Consider the following 17856-nt stretch of genomic DNA (forward strand, 5'->3'; position numbering starts at 1 on the left):
CACTCGTCCCGAGGAGAACCCGATGCGCCCACCCGCCTTCGCCCGTCCCGCCGGCCGGCTCGGCCGCACGATCGCCCTGGTCGGGCTCACCGCCGGCCTGCTGGCCGCGGTTCCCGCCGCGGTGTCGGCCGCCGCCCCCGGACCGGGTGACACCACGACCGGCGACGCGACGGCCCGTGGCTGCGAGCGCGCCTTCGACCGCGCCGTCCGGGCGTACGTGGAGACCACCGCCCGGCGTGACCTGGACGGCTTCGCCGCGCTGCTGCACCCCGATGTGACCTCCGTATTCGCGTCCGACGGTGAGGTGCTCGACGGCAAGCGGGCCACCGTGGACTGGCTGCGCGGGTTCTTCGCCGACGATTCCTGGACGCAGTCGTTCAGCGTGGCGAAGCAGACCGTGGTGGGCTGCCACACGGGCTTCGTGCTGTTCGACTCCGTCTACGCGGTGCCGGCCACCGGCACGCGGGTGCCGCTGCTGATCGGGGTCAGCTACACCTACCACCACGGCCGCTGGCTGGTGCTGCAGAACCAGGACTCCGTGGGCCGAATCTGACCAGAGAGCTGACCGGGGGGTCGTCGGCCGGGGGGAGGGGCGGGCGCCACAGCAGTGGTGCCCGCCCCTCGGCGGCGTTCAGGCGATCTTCTCTAGGGCGGCCACCGCGAGCGGCGCGATCTTCGCGATCAGCGCGGTGCCGGCCGCCAGGTCGCCGTTGCTCGCCGAGGCGTCCACCTCCATGACGAAGTTGCCGCGCACCAGGAGGAGCGTGCACTGGTGCCGGGTCGCCTTGCCCTTCAACCGCTCGCAGAAGGTGATCACGTCCGGGCCGTTCGGCACCGGCGGGGGTGAGGGCCGCAGGATCGTCGACGTGCGCCCGTCGTCGGGCACCTCGTACTGCTTGCACGTCGAGAGGACGGATCGCAGCTCGTCGGCGAGCTTGCGGCCGGGCACCTTCAGGTAGCCGACCACGTACTGCCGGACCCACACGCTCTCTCCGTCCCAGGTCCGCTCCCGGTAGGCGGTGCGTTTGATGTCCGACGGCAGGCTCGCCCTGCACAACGAGATCAGCTTCCAGGCGTCGGTGTTCTCGTCGGTGTACTGGGCGGTCTCCGGGTTGAACTTCGCGTCCAGGTCCAGCATCGCCCCCGTCACCCGGCTGCGGACCTCGGCGGTGGAGGTCGGCGCCGGACGGGGCTTCGGCGGGGTCGGCGAGGCCGACACCGCCGGCGCGGACCAGCGGGGGACCTCAGCGGCCTGGCTTGGGGCGCAGGCCGCCGGCCCGAGTAGGAGCAACGACAGCAGAGCCAGGGTGGTACGGCGGAGCGACATCGCCGGGGGCGGTCCTTTCACGTGCGAAAAGGGGGCCCGACCGGGCCCCCTTTCTCTGTGCGCCGTCACCGGCCGTGGCGTTACGCCGGCAGGTACGCGAAGGTGTCCGGGTTCCCGCCCTGCCGGCCCGCCTCACCCTTGTCCAGACCGGTGATCCGCTCCATCGCCGTGTCGTCCAGCTCGAAGTCGAAGATCCGGGTGTTCTCCTCGATCCGCTTCGGCGTGGTCGACTTCGGGAAGATGATGTCGCCGCGCTGCACGTGCCAGCGGAGCACCACCTGCGCCGGGGTCCGGTCGAGCTGCTCGGCGATGTCGGCCACCGTCGGGTCGCCCAGCACCTTGCCCTGCGCGATCGGCGACCACGCCTCGGTGAGGATGTTGTGCTCGCGGCCGTAGGCGCGGACCTCCTCGTTGCCGAAGTACGGGTGCGCCTCGATCTGGTTGACCGCCGGCACCACGTCCGCCTCGGCGGCCAGCCGCCGCAGGTGCGACACCTGGAAGTTCGACACGCCGATCGAGCGGGCCCGGCCGTCGCGCTGGAACTCCTCCAGCGCCTTCCAGGTGGAGACGAAGTCGCCGTCGTACAGGGTCGGCAGCGGCCAGTGGATCAGGAACAGGTCGATGTAATCCATCTTCAGCGCCGACAGCGTCGAGTCGAACGCCTTGCGGGCGTCGTCCGGGCGGTGGAAGGCGTTGTTCAGCTTGCTGGTCACGTAGACCGCGTTCCGGTCGAGGCCGGACTCGCGGACCGCCTGGCCCACCTCGGCCTCGTTGCCGTACATCTCCGCGGTGTCGATGTGCCGGTAGCCCACCTCCAGCGCCTTTGTCACGGCCGCGACGGTGTCCTTCGGCTCGATCTGGAACACCCCGAAGCCGAGCTGCGGGATGGTCGTGCCGTCGTTCAGGCTGATGTCGGGAATCGTGTTGGCCACTGCGGCTCCTTCGCGTCTTCGTTCAGGGCACCCGGGCGCGGAATCACGTCCACCCGTGCCACCTGTCATCCCTACCCGCGCGGGAGGCCGAATCACCGTTCGTCGCGGCGTGACGAGCGCAGCGGTGGCTTTTTCACCCCGTGGTGTCGAACAGCACCGGCCAGGGTCGCGCCGCGGGTACCGACGGCGGGGTGCCCGGCGCGGGCGGCGTCGGCTCGGCGCCGGCCAGCACCTCGGCGGCGAGCTGCCCGAACATCGGTGCCGCCGGATGCGCCGACCGGTCCGGCCAGGCCGCCGAGGTGCGCTTCGCCAGCGGTGCGCCGGCGATCGGCCGCCAGGCGATCCGGGGCTCCCGGTGGGCCACCGTCGCCGGCTCGACGGCCACTGCGCCACCGGCCAGCACCAGGCCGAAGAGGAACTCCGGGTTGCGGGCCGGTCGGACCCGGGCCGGCCGGTAGCCGTGCCGGCGGCACACGTCCAGCAGGTGGTCGTGCCAGCCCGGCGCGGTGGCCCGGGGCGCGGCCACCAGGTCCAGGCCGGCCAGCGTGGGGAGCGTCACCTCCCGGCCGCGGGCCAGCGGCGAGGTGCGGGGCAGCAGCACCCCCAGGGGTACGTCGACGGGGGCGCCGAAGCGCAGCCCGTCCGCCGCCACCGGGTGGTGCACCAGACCCACGTCCAGGGTCCGTTCGGTGAGCATCCGCACCTGTTCGCTGCTGGTCAGCTCGTGCAGCTCCACGTCCAGGCCGGGTGCCCGGGCGGTGAGCGCGTCCAGCAGCAGGCGCAGTGTCACCGCCGGCGTCTCGGGTGGCACCCCGGCCCGTAGGACGCCCAGCTCGCCCGCGCGGACCTGCCCCATCAGGTTGCGCAGCCGGCCCTCACCGGCGAGCAGTTCCTCCGCCTCGCTGAGCAGCAACTCACCGGCGGTGGTGAGGCGCACCTGGCGGCGGGACCGGTCGAACAGCTCGACCGTCAGCTCCCGCTCCAGCCGCTGGATCGACTGGCTGAGCGGCGGCTGGGCCATCCCGAGCAGCTCCGCGGCCCGGCCGAAGTGCAGCTCGTGGGCGACCACCACGAAGTGCCGCAGGTGCCGGAGCAGATCCACCGCCCGGACCCTACGCCAGCGCCGGCCCGGTGCCGCTGGATACCGTGCCGGGGTGAACGTGGGGGAGCACATCGAGACCATCTTCGCCGAGGTCGGGGTGACGGCCAGCCTGCACGCCGTCGACCTGGACGCCGTCGACCTGACTGTCGAGCACCACGGCGGCCCGGCCGGCGGTGGTCGGGAGGTCGGGGTACGGGCCGACGAGCAGGTGGTGATCGCCTCGATCTTCAAGATCCTGCTGGTGTTGGAGTTCGCCCGGCAGGTAGTCGCCGGTCAGCTGGACCCGACCGAGCGGGTCCTGGTCACCGCCGCCGACCGGCTCGGCGGGTGGGGGCTGGCCGGCTGCACCGACGACGCCGAGGTGTCGCTGCGCGACCTCGCGTACTTCGCCATGTCGGTCAGCGACAACACCGCTGCCGACCTGCTGCTGCGCCGGGTCGGCCCGGACCTGCTGCCGATGCTCGCCGCCGAGCTGGGGTTGACCCGTACCCGCGTCCTCGGCGGCCCGCGCGCCCTGGTCGAGGGGATGCTCGCCGACGTGGGCGCGCGGAACGAAACGGAGTTCGCCCGGATCTTTCCCACCCTGCCGGCGGACCGGGTCTGGGCCATGCGGGTCTTCGACCCGACGCGCACCACCTCCAGCACGGCCCGGGAGATCACTCGACTGCTCACGCTGATCTGGCGGGACGAGGCCGGGCCGCCGGAGGCCTGCGCGATGGTCCGCACCTGGATGGCCCGGCAGATCTTCTGGACCCGGCTGGCCGCCGCTTTCCCGCCCGGCGTCCGGGTGTCCGGCAAGACCGGCACCCTGCCCGGCCTGCACCTGGAAGCCGGGGTCGCCGAGTACCCCGACGGCGGCCGGTACGCCATTGCCGTCTTCGCCCGTGCCGACCGGCTGACCCCGCGCCGGATCGACGTGGACCTGGCGATGGGGCATGCGGCCCGCACGGCCGTCGAGGCGCTGCGCGGCGACTGATTTTCAGCCGTCCGAGCATCGGCGCATCGTCGCTGAGCAGGCCCGATATGCGGCGGCGTATCGGAGCTGGCGGCCTTCGATCTTGGACCTGGGCGCGGTGGCGCTGATTGGCTCCTGTCGAACCAGTCGCCCGACCACGGGGAGTAGATCCGTCATGCCCAGTCTCGATCGCCGCCGTTTCCTCCGCGACGCCGCCGCCACCACCGCCCTGGTCTCCGCCGGCGGCCTCGCCGCCACCTCCTCCGCCCCGGCCCAGGCCGCGCCGCCGACCGCCGCCCCCGCGCCGACCGCCGCCCCCGCGCCGACCAGCCGCCGCCGCGGCGCGGTCAGCTTCCGCTGGTGGGGTACGGCCGGCTGGCGCATCGACATCGGCGACCGGACCGTGCTGGTCGACCCGTTCCTCAGCCGGATCGACACCGGGCTGTTCACCGGGCCGTTCAACCCGGCCAAGGCGTTGACCGTGCGCACCGACGTGATCGACCCGCGTGTCGACCGGGCCATGACGGTGCTGGTCACGCACACCCACTGGGACCACTTCTTGGACGTGCCGTACATCGCCAAGCGCACCGGCGCGCGGGTGTTCGGCACGCTGACCGCGTACCACCTGGGGTTGGCCTACGGCCTGCCGTCGACGCAGCTCAGCGCCGTCAAGGGCGGCGAGGTGCTGGACTTCGGCGACCACAGCGTCGAGGTGGTCGGCTCCCTGCACAGCCGCAACGCGACGTACTCGGTGGCCTTTCCCGGGGTGCGGGTGAGTCAGCCGGCGCAGCCCGCGACCATCGCCGACCTGCCGGAGGGGGACACCCTGGGCTACCTGCTGCGGGTCGACGGCGGCCCGTCGGTCTACTTCACCGGGGCCAGCGACGTCGCCGAGCGCAACCTCACCGGCCTGGCGCCGGACGTGGCCATGGTGGCCATGCAGAGCGCCACCACCACAGGCGACTACCTGCCCCGGCTGCTGGCCGGGCTCGACTATCCGAAGGTCGTGGTGCCGGTGCACTGGGACAACTTCGAGACCGAGCTGCAGAACCCGCCGGTCGTCGCACCCGCCGACCGCCTCCGGCTGGACGACATGGTCGCGGCGGTGCGCCGGATCTCGCCGCGCAGCCGGGTGCTGGTGCCCGAGTACGAGACCGCGTACCACTTCTGACCGGCCCGGGCGGGGGTCGCGGTCTTGCGTGACCCCCGCCGGGTCAGCCGGCCGCCAGCTCGGCGAGGGCGCGCACCGACTTCCAGTTCCGGGTGGTGGCCACCACGCCCAGCTTCTTCTCCAGGTACGCGTTGGTGAACTTCGACCGCCCGTAGCCACCGTCGGGGAAGTGCAGGTAGACCTCCCGGCCGGTCACCGTGAACGCCACGTTCTCGCTGCCGGGCACGGTCAGCGCGTCCACCGTGGATCGTTTCGGGGCGGTGGCGAGGAAGGCCACCAGCAGCCTCGTCGGGTCGTTCTCCCGCTCGGCGTACGGGTTGCCACCGGCCACCGCCGCCAGCTCCCGGGCGCTGCGTACCAGCACCGGCACGCTCAGACCCAACTCGTCGGCGAGCGCCCGCTCGATCCCGCCGGCCAGCTTCTCGGCGTCGCGTACGGTGCTGCCGAACACCACGTTGCCGCTCTGCAGGTACGTCCTGGCGTCGTCGTGCCCGAGGTCGGTGACGAGCCGGCGCAGGTCGGCCATCGCGAGCCGGGTGGAGCCGACGTTGACCCCGCGTAACAGGGCGACGTACCGGGTCATGGCTTCTCCTCGGGTGCGCGGTCGACCCGCTCAGCGTAGGTCGGTCGGCCTCGACCCGCCGGGACCTACCAGGCCCGTTTCGTAGGCGACGATGACCAGTTGCGCCCGGTCGCGCGCCGCCAGCTTCGTCAGCAACCGCCCGACGTGCGTCTTGACCGTCGCCGGGCTGAGACTGAGGTGCGCGGCCAACTCCGCGTTGGACAGACCGCGGGCGATCAGCGCGAGCACCTCCCGTTCCCGTTCGGTCACCCCGTCAAGGTGTCGGGGCAGCGGACGGGCCGGCTCTGGCCGGCGGGCGAACTCGTCGATCAGCCGGCGGGTCACCGTCGGCGCGAGCAGCCCCTCGCCGGCGGCGACCACCCGGATCCCGGCCAGCAGGTCCGCTGGCGGGGTGTCCTTGAGCAGGAACCCGCTGGCTCCGGCGCGCAGCGCCCCGTAGACGTACTCGTCCAGGTCGAACGTCGTCAGGATGATGACCCGGGTGCCGGCTGTCGCCGGGTCGACGCAGATTCGCCGGGTCGCCTCGATGCCGTCCATCTCCGGCATCCGTACGTCCATCAGCACCACATCCGGCCGGTGTTGTGCGGTCAACGCGACGGCCTCCACGCCGGTGCCCGCCTCGCCGACAGTGGTGAAGTCCGGAGTCAGATCGACCAGCAGTCGGAAGCTGCCGCGCAGCAGCGCCTGGTCGTCGGCGATCAGCACCCGGATCACGCGGCCATCCGGTAGGGCAGGTTGGCCGTCACCGCGAAGCCGCCGTCGGAGCGTGGTCCGGCGTGGAACTCCCCACCGTGCAACGCCACCCGTTCCCGCATGCCGATCAGCCCGTGCCCCTCCCCGGCGTTCGACACGGGGCGCCGGCCGTCGTCGGTCACCTCCACCCGCACCTCCCTGGGCGTGACGGTCACTGTTGCCCGGCAGGTGGCCGGCGCCGCGTGCTTCACCACGTTGGTCACCGCCTCCTGCACGATGCGATACACCGCGAGGCCCACCGACTCGGGCACCACGCCTTCCGGTTCCTCCCGCCGTACGTCGAGCTGAACGTCGACGCCGCCGATCGCCGCCTGCCGGGCGAGGACGGGCAACTCGTCCACCCCGGGCGTCGGGGCGTACGGGGTGCCCTCGCGCAGCACGCCGAGCACCCGGCGGACGTCGGTGAGCGCGTTCCGGCCGGTCTCCTCGATCACCCGCAGCGCGGCCCCGGCCTCACGCGGGTCCGCCTCGGCGACGTGGTTGGCGACGGCTGCCTTCACCACGATGAGACTCAACGTGTGCGCCACCACGTCGTGCAGCTCCCGGGCCACCCGCAGCCGCTCCTCGGTGGCGGCCTGGCGGATCAGGTGCTCGCCCTGGCGGGCGGCCAGGGCGCGGCGCTCCCGGATCAGCCAGCCGATCAGCCAGGCTGGCGCGATCATGACGGCGGCGTAGACGACCGCACCGGTCCGCGACCAGAGGTCACCTGCGGTCAGCACCAGGGCGACGCTCACCAGAGCGAGACAACCGGCGGCGCAGAGGATCGATCGGCGCGTGGCCGCCGACATGGCCACCGTGTAGAAGGACAGGCCGATGGCGAACGCCGGTGCGGCGGCGGCGAAGTTGGGGATCACCCCGGTGATCAGGGCCACGGTGGTGCTGCCGCTGATCACGACGGCGACTGTGATCGGCCACCGTCGCCGGACGGCCAACGGCAGCCCGAGAGCCATCCCGACGAGCACGGATACCCAGAGCGGCTCGCGTACGCCACCGTGCAGCGGCGACTCCAGCGCCGCGTACGGGCAGAGCAGCCCGCCGACTGCCACGGCCAACAGGGCATCCACGGTGTACAGATCAACCGGCCGCAGCCGCCGGGACAGCAGGAGAGCGGTCACCCGGTAGACGGTATCGGCCCACCACGGCGACCGCGTCCACCTGCGGGCCGTCATCCTCGGGAACGACGTCGGGTCGTCCACCGAGCCGTGGGTCCACCCGGGGAAGGGCCGGAAAGTGTCCGCGCTGGCACGACGCGCGGCACCTGCCGCAGCGGGCACCGTGGCGGTCATGACCACACACACGGTGACCCTGACGGGGCTGCGCGCGGTGTACGGCACCGGGACCCGGCGGGTGACGGCGCTCGACGGCGTGACCACCAGCTTCGCGAGCGGCACGTTCACGGCGGTGATGGGCCCCTCAGGCTCAGGAAAGTCCACCCTGCTGCACTGCGCGGCGGGGCTGGACCGCCCGACCGAGGGGCTCGTCACGATCGACGGCACGCCCCTGAACGACCTCGGCGAGGACGCGCTGACCCGGCTGCGGCGCGACCGGATCGGTTTCGTGTTCCAGGCGTTCAACCTGGTGTCCACGCTGACCGCCGCGCAGAACGTCGAGCTGCCGATGCGCCTGGCCGGCCGCCGTCCACCGGCCCGGGACATCGCCGCCGCGCTCGACGCCGTGGGACTGGCTGACCGGGCCGGGCACCGGCCGAGTGAGCTGTCCGGCGGTGAGCAGCAGCGCGTCGCCGTGGCCCGCGCGTTGATCACCCGACCGGCGGTGGTCTTCGCCGACGAACCGACCGGGGCCCTGGACAGCGCGGCGTCCCGGCAGGTGCTCCAGCTGCTGCGCGCGCTCGTCGACGACCACGGGCAGACCGTCGTGATGGTGACCCACGACCCCGCCGCCGCCGCGTACGCCGATCGGGTTCTTCTGCTCGCCGACGGCCGCGTCGTCGACGAGCTGACCGGTGAGATCACCGCCGCCGCCGTCGCCGCGCGAATCGCCGAGCGGGAGACAGATCCGGTCGGTCCCTCCCGCCACGCGATGGAGACGCTCGCGGAGCCGTCATGCTGAACATCCGGCGGTCGACCAGCGCGTTCGTGGCCGTCGCCATCGGGGTCGCGCTGGTCGCGGCGGCCACCCTGCTGCTCGCCTCCGGGCGCCCGCAGGTGCCGGACCGGCTGACGCAGGCGTCGGTGGTGGTGCAGAGCCCTGAGGCGGGTGCGCCGGCTGACTCGTTCGTGCCGAGCCGGCCCTGGTCGGCCACTGTGGCGGCGGAACTCACCAGCGGGCTGGCCAGTCTGCCGGGCGTCGCGGCGGCGGTGCCGGACCGGACCTTCTACGCCCAGCCGCTCGTCAACGGCCGCCCCGCGGCCACCGATGCCCAGCGGGAGGACGCCCACCAGGGGCACGGCTGGTCCAGCGCCCGGCTGGGCGGACTGCGCCGCACGGCCGGTGAGCCGCCCCGGAAGCCCGGCGAGGTGGTCGTCGACCGTGCGCTCGGGCTGCGTACCGGCGCGCCGGTCACCCTTGTCACGGCGGCGGGCGCGGAGCCGTACACCGTCAGTGGTCTGGTCGACGCGCCCGGCGTCTACGTCGCGGACGAGGCCGCCGCCGCGCTCGCGCCCGGCGTCCGGGCCATCGGGCTGGTGCTCGCGCCGGGCGCCGACCCGGAGCGGGTCGCCGTGGCGGCTCGCGGTGTCGTCGGCGGCGACGGACGGGTGCTGACCGGCGACGCGCGTGGCGCGCTGGAGCCTCGCAGTGACGCCCGTACCCGCTGGATCGGCATGCAGGTGCTCACCGCCACGGCAGCCCTCGCCGGCTTCGTCACAGTGTTCGTGGTGGCCTCGACCTTCGCGTTCACCATCGCGCAGCGCCGCCGCGAGCTGGGCCTGCTGCGCGCCGTCGGCGCCACCCCACGCCAGGTCCGCCGCATGGTGTACGCCGAGGCGCTCGCCGTCGGCGCCGGCGCCGGGCTCGTCGGCCTACTGGTCGGCGCGGCGCTCGCCGCGGCGTTGGGTGGACTGCTGGTCGACGTCGGCTTCGAGCCGGCGACCTTCCAGGTCCGCTACGAACACTGGCCGGTCGCGGTCTCGCTCGCCGCTGGGCCGGTGATCGCGCTGCTGGCCGTCTGGTCGGCGTCGCGCCGAGCGGCGAGGGCGCGCCCCTTGGAGGCGTTGCGCGAGGCGGCGGTGGAACAGCGGCCGATCGGGCGGCTGCGCACCGCCACCGGCGCGCTGCTGGTCGCGGCGGGCGCCGCGCTCAGCCTCGGGACGGCGACCGCCGACGAAGCCCGGGACGCGGCGACGTACGCCCTCTACGCGGTGATGGCCCTGGTGGCCGGCGCCACCGTGCTCGCCCCGGCGGTGGTCGGGCCGGTGGTGCGGCTGCTGCGGTCTCCGGTGCGACGGCCGGGCGGCGCGATCGGGATGCTGGTCCGGGGCGGCGCGTTGACCGCGACCCGGCGGACCGCGTCCACAGCCGCGCCAGTGCTGCTCACGGTCGCGTTCGCGGTGCTGGTGTCCGGGATGGTGCGGACCACCACCGCCGCGTATGCGGCAGGTCGGACGGACAACGTGAACGCCGGCTGGGTCGTCGTGCCCGACCGGACTCCCGGGCTGTCGGACCGGGCCGTCGCCGCGACCGGCGGCACCGCCCTCCTGCCGACCACCGTCTTCCGCACCGACCCCGGAACATCGCCGGAGAACCGGCCACTGACCGCGCTCGGCGTGGACCCGGTGGGCTTCGCCGCCGCGAACCGGGCACTCACCGTCGTCGCCGGCTCGCTCGACGACCTGCGCGGTGACGACACGGTGGTGGTCACCGCCTCGGCGAATCTGCTGCCGTCCGAGCCGTACGCCCTGGTCTTCGCCGACGGGGCGTTGCTGTCGCTGCGCATCGTCGCCGTGGTCAGCGACGACTCACTCCCCGGCGACCTGCTTGTGCCCCGGGCCGTGGTGCGAGCGCACGACCCGTCGGCGCTGACCTCCACGGTGTACGTCCGGGACCGGATAGATCCTCCCGCCGGCGCTCGGGTCGTCGACGTCGCCACCTGGGCGGCCGAGGCAGACGCCGCCGAGGACCGCCTCGTCTGGCTGTTCACGCTGCTGCTGATCGGTGTGTCCGCCGGCTACGGGGCCATCGCGGTGGCAAACACGCTGCTGCTGGCCGCCGCCGGCCGGGCCGCCGACCTGCGGCTGATCCGGCTGGCCGGGGCGACCCGACGGCAGGTCCTCTGGTTGGTCACGGCCGAGTCCGCCCTGGTGGTGCTGATCGGCGCGGCGCTCGGCGGGAGCGTGGCGTTCGCCGGTCTGCTGAGCATCCGCGCCGGCCTCGCCGAGCAGGTCGGCGCGCCGGTGGACCTCGTCGTGCCGTGGTCGGTGGTCGGCGGCGTCGTCGGCCTCTGCCTGCTGCTCGCGGTGATGGCGAGTGTGTTGCCGACGTGGCGGCTGCTGCGCCACCGTCCCGCCCGGTCGCCGGTGGGCACCTTCGCCGGATGACCCGTCCCGTCCCGAGGGCCGCCGCGGTGGGCGCCGGGCCGCTACCGTCCACGGATGCGATCTGCGCGCCCGGTCGGGCTGCTCCTCTCCGCCGCCGCCGTGCTGCTCTGGGCGATCGGCATGACGGTGCTGCAACCGCTCACCGAGCCGATCGGCCCCTGGTCGGAGCGGCTGCCGGGCAACAACGCCTACTGGGCGCGGGACGTGCGGTTCACGGCGATCGTCGCGGTCGTCCTCGGGCTGGTGCTGGCCGGCCGAGGGCGCCTGCGGTGGGCCGGGCCGGCGGTGCTGCTCGGTGGCCTCTGGGTCGCCGCCGACGTGACGATCGACCGGGCCGACCCGACCGGTACGGGGCCGACGGTGCTGCTCGCCGCCGGCGGCTGCGCGGTGCTCGGCGCGGCGGCGGCGGTCCTGTGGTGGCGGGAGCGCAGCGCACCCGGCGCGGGTACGGACCGGTGGGCGCTGACCGGCGCGGCCTGCGTGGCCGGGGTGCTGACGATGGTGGCCACCGGCATCGAGTCACCGACCGACCGGGAGCCCGAGCTGAACCCGGCGGCCTTCGCCACCGGCGTGCTGCTGGTCGCCCTGACCATCGGCGCCGCCCTGGCGGCGGCTCCGGCCCGGACCCGGGCCCGTTGCGTGCTGGCGGCCGGGCTCGGCGTGGCGGCCGTGTCCGGCGTCGGACTGATCCGGACGATCCCGCCCGGCCCGCGGGCCTTGCCGGAGCTGGCCCTCGGGGCGGTGCTGCTCACCGGGGTCACCCTGCTGGCGTGGGACTGGCCGGGTGGGCGGCCAGCGTGGCGGCGGCACGCGGTGGCCGCCCTCGCCGCGCTGGTGGGCCCGACGGTGTTGCTGCTGGTCGTGGCCATCGCCATGATCGTGCTGCTGCCGATCGGCGCGATGTTCACGGCGCTGGCCGGCAACAGCCCGATCAACGCGGCCGACTCCGACGTGCTGTACTCGCTGATCGGGCTGCTCGCCGGGCTCGGGATGGGGCTGCTGCTGGCCTGGCCGCCCGCGCTCGGCTACCGCCGCTGAACTCACTCCACGACCGGCAGCACGACCTCGTTGCGGCGCAGGAACCAGGGCTTCCACGGCGGGTCGAACCGGGCGTACCGGATGGCGCCGGTCGGTTGCAGCCCGGCCGCGGTGACCGACCGGCCGAGCATGGTGGCCCGCTGGCCGAACGCCTTCTCCGTCCACCGCCCGGAGAAGCGCATCGCCGCCGCGAGCTGCGCCGGGACCTCCCGGATCCGCACCCGGGGGTCCACCGGCTCGGGCAGGGTGGCGGCGGTGAAGCCGGCCGGCATGACGAACTGGACCAGATACGTGTCCGGCTGCTCGCCCTCCTCCTGGACCACCGGCCTGGTCATCGCGATCTTCTCCGTGCCGGTGGCCTCCTGCATGACCGGCGTGGTCATCCCGATCGGGTGCCGGGCCCGGTTGGCACCCCCAATGTAGGCGGCCAGCGGCCGGAACGCCTCCATCGGGGCCCGGGTGAACGACGCCTGGATCTGCATCTCGGCCACCAGGTGGGCCGGGTACCGGCGCAGCTCGAAGCCGGGGTGTCGGGACACCACCCGGTACGGCTGCTGCTCGGTCATCGCGCGCTCCCAGGATCTCCTGGGACAGACGCTACCGCCCGTCCGACCCCTGCTCGGCCGAAGTCGGCTCCTCCGCCCCGGGGGTGACCGCCCGCCCGGTCAGCCGCCAGTACTGCCGCTTGCGCTCGTCGCGCAGCACCACTCCGATCCGGCCCAGCTCCCGGCGCAGTTCCCGGGCGTCGTCGCGCCGATCCCGCTGGATCGCCCGATCGCGGGCCCGCAGCAGGGCGTCCGCGCCGGCGGGCAGCCCGGGCAGGTCGGGCACCCAGAGCCGGTACGCCGACCGGTGCGGATCGCCGTCCGCCCACCCCCAGCCGTGCGTGCGGAACGCCGCGGCCAGGCGGGGGCCCGGCAGGTCGGTCGACTCCCGGACCAGCTCCGCGCGGTCCGCGTCGAGCAGCACCAGATCTCCGCTGTCGACGAAGACCACCCGGGTCTCGGCCCGCGTGACGTGCCGGTCATCGCCGGCGCGGCGCAGCCGGACCCGCGCCGCGTCGACGGTGACGACCAGCCGTTCGGCGGTGCCCACCCCGGCGATGACCAGACCGGCCAGCGCGCCCACCGCTGCCGTGCCGACGATCGCCTGCTGCTCGGGCAGCCGGTCCAGCAGGTTGAACAGCCACTGCACGGGTGCCCAGGGCAGCCCGGCGACCCAGCCCGCCGCCAGCGCGAGCAGGGCGCCGGCGCCCGCGCCGAGCAGCGGGAAGCCGCCCCACAGCACGACCAGCTCGACCGGCCCGCCGGTGACGACGGTGCGCGGGCCGTAATCCTCACCGGCCATGCTCAGGACACCTCGCGGCGCAGCGTCCGGAACAGGCCGGCGGCCAGCGGGACGACCATCCAGACCAGCAGGGACACCGCTATCCGGCCCCACTGTTCGCCGGTGATGGCGTCGCTGCTGAACAGCGGTTCCATGGTCCGGCTGGTGTCCAGCCAGCCGGCCGGGCCGCGCAGGGGTCGCACCAGCTCGCCGAGCACACCCCAGAGGGTGGGCAGCAGCAGGTAACCGACGATGGCCAGCGGCGGGTTGAGCAGCAGCAGACCGAAGGCGGCACCCATCAGCACGCCGGTGACCTGGAAGATCGCCGCGTTCAGGAGCAGCGACGCGTCGATCTGCCAGGTGCCCGCGCCGCCGGTGGCGGACGCCACCAGCGTTCCGGCGGCGGCGACGGCCAGGCTGGCCAGCACCGAGGCGAGCGCGGCCAGCGCCACCGCGATCAGCTTCGCGGCCACGACCCGCTCCCGGCGGGGCACCAGGGCGTACGTGGTGAGTGCGGTGCGTTGGGACCATTCGCTGGTGATCGACAGGATGCCGAGCACCGGCAGGAGCACTCCGATCGGCAGCAGCGAGGGCGTGAAGAAGTTGACGAAGGTCTGCTCGGCGTCCTTGGCGTAGATCAGCTGGAGGGTGACGATCGCGGCGGCGACCAGGCCGATGGTGATCAGCAGCCAGCGGCCGGCCCGGGTGTCGACGAGCTTGCGCAGCTCCACGGCGGTGAGCCGGAGCATCGACGGGCGGTGCGCCGGAGCGTGCTGCCGGGGCGTGACGGCGTTGGCGGCGGGCGCGGTGGTGGTGCTCATCGGACGGCCTCCTTGGTGGATTCGCCGGCGGTCAGGGTGAGGAAGAGCTGTTCCAGGCCACCGCCGCCGGCGGGGCGCAGCTCGGCCAGCGCGACGCCGGCGTCCGCGGCGGCCTGGCCGACCGCCTCGGCGTCGGCCTGCACCAGCAGCCCGTCGGCGCCGTCGGCGGCGGTCAGGCCGGCCGCGTCCAGCGCCCGGCGCAGCGCCGCGCCGTCGCGGGCCCGGACCAGCGTGCCGCCGCCGGCGAGCAGCTCGTCCTTGTTGCCCTGGGCCACGATCCGGCCGCCCCCGATCACCACCAGCCGGTCCGCGACCGCCTCCACCTCGCGCAGCAGGTGGGAGGAGAGCAGCACGGTGCCGCCCCGGTCGGCGAAGTCGCGCAGCAGGCCGCGCATCCAGAAGATCCCCTCCGGGTCCAGGCCGTTCGCCGGCTCGTCGAGGATCAGCACCCGAGGGTCACCGAGCAGCGCCTGTGCCAGGCCGAGCCGCTGGCGCATGCCCAACGAGTACGCCCGTACCCGACGCTTGGCGGCCACCGCGTTCAACCCGACCAGGTCGAGCTTCGCGGCGACCTCCCGCCGGTCCAACCCCATGGTGTACGCGGACAGCGTCAGCGCCTCGCGGCCGGTCCGCCCGGCGTGCTGGGCGGAGGCGTCCAGCAGCACCCCGACCTCCCGCCCCGGGTTGGGCAGCTCCCGATAGGGGAGCCCGGAGACGGTGGCGCGGCCGGCGGTCGGTGCGGTGAGCCCGCAGATCATCCGCATGGTGGTGGACTTGCCGGCGCCGTTCGGGCCGAGGAAGCCGGTGACCGTGCCCGGCTCGCACTGGAACGACACGTCGTCCACCGCCGGGTGCGGCCCGTATCGCTTGGTGAGGTTCTCCACGGTGATCATGTCGTCGAGCGTGCCCGCGCCGCCCGGCCATCCGCTGCGGCCACCGGTCGGCGTCGCACCGACCTTGGTCGACGCGCGGGTCTCGACTTTGGTAGCTGGTCGCGGCGGCGATCGGCTGCCTAGCATGGCCTCGTGACCAGCCTCGCCGTGCCGGAAAACCCCTGGCTGCTGCCCGGGGCGCTGGCCGACGCGGCCAACCCGGACGCGGCGACCCGCCGGCCTCGCCGCACCACCCGGGACTGGGCGGTCGACACCCTGGCCTTCCTGTTCTCCCTGCTCTGGGTGCTGTTCGTCACCGCGGATGCCCTGTCGCCCGACCCGGCCGTCACGCCCCCGCTGCCGCACGACTGGATGATCGGCGCGGACGCGCTGCTCGGGCTGGCCTGCTGCGGGCTGCTCTGGCTGCGCCGGCGGTGGCCGCTCGGGCTGCTGGTGGCCACGACACCGCTGACGCTGTTCTCGATGGCCTCGGCCATCCCGTTGGTGATCCTCTACTTCACCGTGGTGGTGCACCGGCGCACCGCCGTCGCGGTGGCGATGACCGGCGTGGGTCTGGTCACCAACATGGTCTTCAGTTGGCTGCGCCCGGACCCGGGCATGCCGTACTGGGCCACCGCGACGTGGGGCGTGGTGATCAGTTTCGCCGTGCTGGCCTGGGGGATGTTCGTACGGGCCCGGCGGCAGTTGATCGTGTCGCTGCGGGATCGGGCCGAGCGGGCCGAGGCGGAGCAGCAGCTGCGGGTCGCTCAGGCCCGTCACCTGGAGCGCACCCGGATCGCCCGGGAGATGCACGACGTGCTGGCCCACCGGATCTCGCTGCTCAGCCTGCACGCGGGCGCGCTGGAGTTCCGCCCGGACGCGCCCCCGGACGAGGTGGCCCGGGCGGCCGGGGTGATCCGGGGCAGCGCACATGCCGCTCTACAGGACCTGCGCGAGGTGATCGGAGTGCTCCGGGCCGAGGGCGACGGCGACGCCCCGGAGCCCCCGCAGCCCACCCTCGCCGACCTGCCCGCCCTGATCGCCGAGTCGCGGGCGGCCGGGGTGCGGGTGAACGTCACCGACAGCGTCGTCGCAGCCCAGGACGTGCCGGTGGCGCTGGGGCGGGCCGCGTACCGGATCGTGCAGGAGGGTCTGACCAACGCCCGCAAGCACGCGGCCGGCGCGGCCGTCAGCGTGGATCTTGCCGGCGGGCCGGGCCCTGGGCTCACCGTGGCGATCAGCAACCGGTGGCCGGTGGGCACCCCGACCGGGGCGCAGCTACCGGGCGCCGGCACCGGCCTGGTCGGCATCACCGAGCGGGTCACCCTGGCCGGCGGCCGGTTGGCGTACGGCCGGGACGACGCGGGCGACTTCCGGTTGGCCGCCTGGCTGCCGTGGCCGGCGTGACCGGGTTGCCCGGCGAGACCGGGGCCGGTGCGGGTGTCACCCCGGTGCGGGTGCTGATCGTGGACGACGACGCCCTGGTCCGGGCCGGGCTCTCGATGATCCTCGGCGGCCTGCCGGACCTGACCGTGGTCGGCGAGGCGGCCGACGGCGGCGAGGTGCCGGCCGCGGTCGCCGCGTACGCCCCGGACGTGGTGCTGATGGACATCCGGATGCCACGGGTGGACGGGCTCACCGCCACCGAGGCGCTGCGCGCCCAGCCGCACCCGCCGGAGGTGCTGGTGCTGACCACCTTCGACGCCGACGAGCAGGTGCTGCGGGCGCTGCGCGCCGGGGCGGCCGGTTTCCTGCTCAAGGACACCCCGCCGGCGGACATCGTGCACGCGGTGCGCCGCGTGGCGGCCGGCGAGGCGACGCTCTCCCCGACGGTGACCCGGACGTTGATCGCCCACGTGACCGCCGCCGCCCCGGGCCTGGCCGGCCCCGACCCGCGCCGGGAGCGGGCGCTGCGGCTGCTCACCGGGCTCAGCGAGCGGGAGCGGCAGGTGGCGGTCGCGCTGGGCCGGGGCTGCACCAACGCGGAGATCGCGGGGGAGTTGTTCATGAGCGTGGCGACGGTGAAGGCGTACGTCTCCCGGCTGCTGACCCGGCTCGACCTCAACAACCGGGTCCAGGTGGCCCTGCTGGTGCACGACGCCGGCCTGGTCTGACGTTGCACTCATTGGTCAGCTTCTCGACCTTGAAGGGCCGAGCTTGCGGATCGTGACGGCTCGTGGTGATGAGCACGAGGTCACGCCGCGTTCGGCAGGCTGACGGCTGCCCAGCCCGTAACGCCGCGTGCGGCGATGTTGCGGGCTGCGTTCCGGTCGGCGTGCTCAGCGAAGCCGCACGACCGGCAGTGGAAGGTGGATTGGTTGGGCCGGTTGGCCTTGGCGACGTGTCCGCAGGCGGAGCATCCCTGCGAGGTGTATGCCGGGTCGACGTGCACGACCGCCACTGCGGACCGCTTCGCCTTGTAGGCGATGTACTGGCCGAGTTGGTGGAACGCCCACGAGTGCAGCGTGACCCGCTGGGGC

At 74.0% G+C, this 17856-nt stretch carries 19 protein-coding genes; 8 read left to right on the forward strand and 11 right to left on the reverse strand.

Annotation, left to right across the window (positions count from 1 at the left end):
• Nucleotides 1-22 precede the first annotated feature (22 nt).
• Entirely contained in the window at nt 23-553 is a 531-nt protein-coding gene (locus ABZU69_RS03990) for a nuclear transport factor 2 family protein (protein WP_354962913.1), read from the forward strand.
• A 78-nt stretch (nt 554-631) separates the two neighbouring features.
• Here the strand turns inward: ABZU69_RS03990 and ABZU69_RS03995 are convergent, their stop codons facing one another.
• The 3 genes from ABZU69_RS03995 to ABZU69_RS04005 form a co-directional block, all read right to left on the reverse strand.
• Nucleotides 632-1327 carry a hypothetical protein gene (locus ABZU69_RS03995; protein WP_354962914.1) on the reverse strand — a complete coding sequence of 232 codons (696 nt, stop codon included), beginning with the start codon at nt 1325-1327 and terminating at the stop codon, nt 632-634.
• A gap of 80 nt (nt 1328-1407) precedes the next feature.
• Entirely contained in the window at nt 1408-2259 is an 852-nt protein-coding gene (locus ABZU69_RS04000) for an aldo/keto reductase (RefSeq protein WP_354962915.1), read from the reverse strand.
• A 133-nt stretch (nt 2260-2392) separates the two neighbouring features.
• Nucleotides 2393-3361, reverse strand: a complete 969-nt coding sequence (locus ABZU69_RS04005; protein WP_354962916.1) for a LysR family transcriptional regulator — start codon at nt 3359-3361, stop codon at nt 2393-2395.
• 52 nt (nt 3362-3413) lie between these two features.
• Here ABZU69_RS04005 and ABZU69_RS04010 point away from each other — a divergent pair, with 52 nt between their 5' ends.
• Together ABZU69_RS04010 and ABZU69_RS04015 are read left to right on the forward strand one after the other, a co-directional pair.
• The gene (locus ABZU69_RS04010; protein WP_354962917.1) at nt 3414-4337 is read left to right on the forward strand and encodes a serine hydrolase; all 924 of its coding nucleotides are present in this window, start codon (nt 3414-3416) and stop codon (nt 4335-4337) included.
• Between the two features lie 154 nt (nt 4338-4491).
• Nucleotides 4492-5487, forward strand: a complete 996-nt coding sequence (locus ABZU69_RS04015; protein ID WP_354962918.1) for an MBL fold metallo-hydrolase — start codon at nt 4492-4494, stop codon at nt 5485-5487.
• A gap of 43 nt (nt 5488-5530) precedes the next feature.
• Here the strand turns inward: ABZU69_RS04015 and ABZU69_RS04020 are convergent, their stop codons facing one another.
• From ABZU69_RS04020 to ABZU69_RS04030, 3 genes are read right to left on the reverse strand one after another with little or no spacing between them, the layout of a single operon-like run.
• A complete protein-coding gene (locus tag ABZU69_RS04020; RefSeq protein ID WP_354962919.1) occupies nt 5531-6070 on the reverse strand; it encodes a DUF1697 domain-containing protein in 540 nt (179 codons plus the stop codon).
• 30 nt (nt 6071-6100) lie between these two features.
• Nucleotides 6101-6784: a response regulator transcription factor gene (locus ABZU69_RS04025; protein WP_354962920.1), complete on the reverse strand. Its 684-nt coding sequence runs from the start codon at nt 6782-6784 to the stop codon at nt 6101-6103.
• Nucleotides 6781-7938 (reverse strand): sensor histidine kinase, encoded by a 1158-nt coding sequence (locus tag ABZU69_RS04030; protein WP_354962921.1) that lies wholly within the window; start codon nt 7936-7938, stop codon nt 6781-6783. The genes ABZU69_RS04025 and ABZU69_RS04030 overlap by 4 nt, the downstream gene beginning before the upstream one ends.
• A gap of 169 nt (nt 7939-8107) precedes the next feature.
• Between ABZU69_RS04030 and ABZU69_RS04035 the strand changes: the two genes are divergently transcribed.
• From ABZU69_RS04035 to ABZU69_RS04045, 3 genes are read left to right on the forward strand one after another with little or no spacing between them, the layout of a single operon-like run.
• Nucleotides 8108-8893: an ABC transporter ATP-binding protein gene (locus ABZU69_RS04035; protein ID WP_354962922.1), complete on the forward strand. Its 786-nt coding sequence runs from the start codon at nt 8108-8110 to the stop codon at nt 8891-8893.
• Nucleotides 8887-11319, forward strand: coding sequence for an ABC transporter permease (locus tag ABZU69_RS04040; RefSeq protein WP_354962923.1), 2433 nt, complete (start codon nt 8887-8889; stop codon nt 11317-11319). Before ABZU69_RS04035 ends, ABZU69_RS04040 begins: the two co-directional genes overlap by 7 nt.
• A 54-nt stretch (nt 11320-11373) precedes the next feature.
• On the forward strand, nt 11374-12357 hold the full coding sequence (locus ABZU69_RS04045) for a hypothetical protein (RefSeq protein ID WP_354962924.1): 984 nt from the start codon (nt 11374-11376) through the stop codon (nt 12355-12357).
• Nucleotides 12358-12359: 2 nt separating this feature from the next.
• Here the strand turns inward: ABZU69_RS04045 and ABZU69_RS04050 are convergent, their stop codons facing one another.
• The 4 genes from ABZU69_RS04050 to ABZU69_RS04065 are packed head-to-tail and all read right to left on the reverse strand — an operon-like array spanning nt 12360 to nt 15397.
• Nucleotides 12360-12923, reverse strand: coding sequence for a heme-binding protein (locus tag ABZU69_RS04050; RefSeq protein ID WP_354962925.1), 564 nt, complete (start codon nt 12921-12923; stop codon nt 12360-12362).
• A gap of 31 nt (nt 12924-12954) precedes the next feature.
• The gene (locus ABZU69_RS04055) at nt 12955-13704 is read right to left on the reverse strand and encodes a hypothetical protein (protein WP_354962926.1); all 750 of its coding nucleotides are present in this window, start codon (nt 13702-13704) and stop codon (nt 12955-12957) included.
• 2 nt (nt 13705-13706) lie between these two features.
• Entirely contained in the window at nt 13707-14504 is a 798-nt protein-coding gene (locus ABZU69_RS04060) for an ABC transporter permease (RefSeq protein ID WP_354962927.1), read from the reverse strand.
• Nucleotides 14501-15397, reverse strand: coding sequence for an ATP-binding cassette domain-containing protein (locus ABZU69_RS04065; protein WP_354962928.1), 897 nt, complete (start codon nt 15395-15397; stop codon nt 14501-14503). Before ABZU69_RS04065 ends, ABZU69_RS04060 begins: the two co-directional genes overlap by 4 nt.
• A gap of 132 nt (nt 15398-15529) precedes the next feature.
• Here ABZU69_RS04065 and ABZU69_RS04070 point away from each other — a divergent pair, with 132 nt between their 5' ends.
• Together ABZU69_RS04070 and ABZU69_RS04075 are read left to right on the forward strand one after the other, a co-directional pair.
• Nucleotides 15530-16783 (forward strand): histidine kinase, encoded by a 1254-nt coding sequence (locus ABZU69_RS04070; RefSeq protein WP_354962929.1) that lies wholly within the window; start codon nt 15530-15532, stop codon nt 16781-16783.
• Entirely contained in the window at nt 16771-17490 is a 720-nt protein-coding gene (locus ABZU69_RS04075; protein ID WP_354962930.1) for a response regulator transcription factor, read from the forward strand. Before ABZU69_RS04070 ends, ABZU69_RS04075 begins: the two co-directional genes overlap by 13 nt.
• Nucleotides 17491-17570: 80 nt before the next feature.
• On the opposite strand, the gene ABZU69_RS04080 is transcribed toward ABZU69_RS04075, so the two are convergent.
• On the reverse strand, nt 17571-17856 hold a 286-nt coding region (locus ABZU69_RS04080), incomplete at its 5' end, for a transposase (RefSeq protein WP_354962931.1).

It is taken from the genome of Micromonospora sp. NPDC005206, assembly GCF_040608175.1.
GTDB lineage: Bacteria > Actinomycetota > Actinomycetes > Mycobacteriales > Micromonosporaceae > Micromonospora.

Coding starts and splice junctions, on each gene's coding strand:
- ABZU69_RS03990 (WP_354962913.1), top strand. CDS start 23: ATGCGCCCACCCGCCTTCGCCCGTCCCGCCGGCCGGCTCGGCCGCACG.
- ABZU69_RS03995 (WP_354962914.1), bottom strand. CDS start 1,327: ATGTCGCTCCGCCGTACCACCCTGGCTCTGCTGTCGTTGCTCCTACTC.
- ABZU69_RS04015 (WP_354962918.1), top strand. CDS start 4,492: ATGCCCAGTCTCGATCGCCGCCGTTTCCTCCGCGACGCCGCCGCCACC.
- ABZU69_RS04020 (WP_354962919.1), bottom strand. CDS start 6,070: ATGACCCGGTACGTCGCCCTGTTACGCGGGGTCAACGTCGGCTCCACC.
- ABZU69_RS04035 (WP_354962922.1), top strand. CDS start 8,108: ATGACCACACACACGGTGACCCTGACGGGGCTGCGCGCGGTGTACGGC.
- ABZU69_RS04040 (WP_354962923.1), top strand. CDS start 8,887: ATGCTGAACATCCGGCGGTCGACCAGCGCGTTCGTGGCCGTCGCCATC.
- ABZU69_RS04045 (WP_354962924.1), top strand. CDS start 11,374: ATGCGATCTGCGCGCCCGGTCGGGCTGCTCCTCTCCGCCGCCGCCGTG.
- ABZU69_RS04050 (WP_354962925.1), bottom strand. CDS start 12,923: ATGACCGAGCAGCAGCCGTACCGGGTGGTGTCCCGACACCCCGGCTTC.
- ABZU69_RS04055 (WP_354962926.1), bottom strand. CDS start 13,704: ATGGCCGGTGAGGATTACGGCCCGCGCACCGTCGTCACCGGCGGGCCG.
- ABZU69_RS04060 (WP_354962927.1), bottom strand. CDS start 14,504: ATGAGCACCACCACCGCGCCCGCCGCCAACGCCGTCACGCCCCGGCAG.
- ABZU69_RS04065 (WP_354962928.1), bottom strand. CDS start 15,397: ATGATCACCGTGGAGAACCTCACCAAGCGATACGGGCCGCACCCGGCG.